Below are 2836 nucleotides of genomic sequence, written 5' to 3'. Positions count from 1 at the left end.
CTTTCCAGGTGCGCGTAAAGAACCTTGCAACCAGGAAGGAGGCTTCTTTCCCGCAGATAAAGCACCCTCAGTTTCATCCGCAGATTTCGCGAGACGGAACCCTGCTCGCCTACAGTAGCTCACAGGACCAGATCGAGATTCTGCGGACTGACCCGTGGCCCCCGCGTGTGACCGATGAAAGCGCAAAGGCCGGCAAAGTTTGGGATTGGTCGGCGGATAACAAGCGCCTGCTTTTTGCCAGATATTCCGACCCAAATGTATATATGCAGGACAGGTCGGCCCGGCGTGCGTCTTTGTTCTTGAGTAAGCCGGGCTATGGGCTGTTTCAGGCCAGGTTCTCGCCGGACGATCAATCTGTGCTCCTGGTCGGCTGTAATTCTCAAGCGGCCGCTATAGGTTGCCGGCTTTTCGTGGCGCCGTTGAAGATCGACGGAACTCCCGAGACGGACAATTGGATCGCGATTCCTCATCCGAGCCGTTGGGACGATAAGCCGCGGTGGTCGCCCGGGGGCAACCTGATCTATTTCATCTCCGACCGTGACGGCCAGTTTTGCCTTTGGGCGCAACGCGTAGAGCGGCGCAACAAGCAGCTAATCGGCACGCCATTTCCGCTATACCACTTTCACAATTCCCGACTCGCAATGAATAACGTCGGCACAAGCTTTCTTGAGATCGATGTTTCCCGCAACAAGATTGTGATGGGTCTGGGAGAATTGACGGGGAACATTTGGAGTTTGCAGCGATAGTTGGACGCCGGGTTAAATTCGCATGATGCGATTTCGGCCGCCACTATTTGCATCATTCGTCTCGCGTTGCACGTGGCCCGGTTATACAGGTTTCCGTCGCACGTCGGTTTACCAGCGTGGACGAACCCGGAATTAATATTCTGGAAAACTCGAGCCTCAGGTTATGGGACTTCACTGATTTAGCCATCACTCAGTGACCCGAGGGGCAGGCCTTGTATTTCCATTCGATATCAGGGCGCCGATCATTTCCATTTGCATCTCTCACCGGCCATCGCGTTTTGAAACAACACGTTGATGCGCCGCCTGATTATCCGCGTGGCCGATGCCGAACTACGCAACGGCCGACTTCGAAGCGAACCGGGCACAAGGATCGAGAGACCGAAGTCATCGGTTCGGAGTCAGGTTGACGGCGCCGAACACTTGCGCCTTGAGAATGGCCATTGCTGAAAGGGCGAGATGTCCGCCGAGTCGGAACTTTTTCTTCGATATCGGTCAGGTGAACGTCAGATTCTTCCGCATATACATACCTCGCGACGGCCGTTCACCCCGCTCGTGGCAAACCAGCCGGACCGTTCACGAGGTTTTTGCCGAACGTTTTCAGTAACTTAACTGCAGTCCTGAAAATCCCTACCGTATATTCGGATTTCCCATGGCAACCCCCGCCCAGATCCTGGCCAATCGGCAGAACGCCGAAAGGTCATCCGGCCCTGTCACGGCCACCGGCAAGGCTCGCGTTTCACAGAACGCAACCAAACTTGGCCTCTTCTCCGTCGCGAATTTCGTCCGCCCTGAAGAGCAGGACATCTTTGGTGAATTCGAGTCCGGCTATCTCGCCGAACTCGCGCCCGTAACGTCTCTCGAACAGACTCTCGCCCGCGAGATCATCCATGCCGCATGGCGACTCCGCCGCTGCGCAAGTCTCGAAGTCGCCCCGCCGGAGAACCTGACCGACGAAGAACTCGACCGCCTCCAGACCTCCATCGACCGCGCCCGCGCCGCCGCTCAGCGCACTTTCCATCGCTCGCTCAAAGAACTCCGCCGGCTGCAGACCGAAAACCTCCACCCGGCCGAAGTCATGATCAAACAGGCGATGGCCATGGATGCCCTCTTGAAAAAGGACCTCGAGCAACGGCAGCGGCAGCTCACTGAAAATGCTGCGCAAAGCGCTGATACAAAACAAACCCAATCTGAGCCGGAAAAAACAACGCTGATTCCTCGCAGCGCCCCTTGCCCGTGCAAGTCAGGCGAAAAATACAAGCGCTGCTGTGGAAAAAACGCTCCCCCGGTACTTTCCAACCCAGTCGCATAACAGTCGAACCGTTCACTTGGCAGGTCACCACATCGCGATGAAATATTCACACGCAGTCACCATTAAAGATGCGCTCGGGCTCGAATGGGACATCAAAGAAGCGCGCGCAACAAAGTACGGCTTCGACCTGTATTACGGCAGGAGAACAAATCCTGGCCACTACGAGGCCGGAGGTCCTTACCGCCTCATTTACAGCAATGAACTAAAAGCATTCTGGGAGCAGTGCGCACTCAAGTACGATGGCACGATCTTCGATTTGCCGGCCGGCCGCACAACCCTGAAGCGGGCCCGCCTGGCGCTCGGCTTCAATTGGGCAAAGGATTCAGAGAAGTTCTGGCGCAAGGCGAAAGACGATATGAGAACGCTTACCCCGCGGCAGTTCGAAAAGAAGCATAAGGACCGCGCGATCACCGGAGGGCGCATGAGTGAGTGGCGCCTCAAGATCATAGGAGGCAAAGCGCGCACATTCGGCTGGTGGGAGAAGCCGGAAGTGCTGACGCTTCTGTTATCAGACGAAAAGTCTCTAAACCAGATACGAGCCGAGTTGAAAGAAAAAATCTCGACTACACACGCGTCCCGCCTGAGGCGGAAGGCCAGACGTGCTTACAGGATCAGCAACGGGTCGGTGCTTCCAATAGCGGACCGGCTCCAACCGTAGCTCGTTAAGCTGCTGGCGGGACTCGGTGGCCTTGTGATCGTTCGTTACGAACATTCCCGAATGGCCGGCGCAGGACATCAGGAAGGTACCGAGTCCACCGTAGCTGTCTTCGGGCGTGCATCT

3 protein-coding genes are annotated in these 2836 nt (G+C 56.3%); all 3 read left to right on the top strand.

What is annotated here, in order from left to right; genetic code table 11:
* Positions 1-746 (top strand): hypothetical protein (locus VN887_02040; GenBank protein ID HXT38781.1); only part of this gene is annotated, 746 nt, incomplete at its 5' end.
* A 649-nt stretch (positions 747-1395) separates the two neighbouring features.
* A complete protein-coding gene (locus VN887_02035) occupies positions 1396-2055 on the top strand; it encodes an SEC-C domain-containing protein (GenBank protein ID HXT38780.1) in 660 nt (219 codons plus the stop codon).
* A gap of 37 nt (positions 2056-2092) precedes the next feature.
* Complete coding sequence (locus VN887_02030) at positions 2093-2713, top strand: hypothetical protein (GenBank protein ID HXT38779.1); 621 nt, start codon at positions 2093-2095, stop codon at positions 2711-2713.
* Positions 2714-2836 lie beyond the last annotated feature (123 nt).

This window comes from Candidatus Angelobacter sp. (assembly GCA_035607015.1).
Classification (GTDB): Bacteria; Verrucomicrobiota; Verrucomicrobiia; order Limisphaerales; family AV2; genus AV2.
The sequence above is the reverse complement of the archived record's forward strand: the minus strand, read 5'-3'. Positions and strand labels throughout refer to the sequence as shown.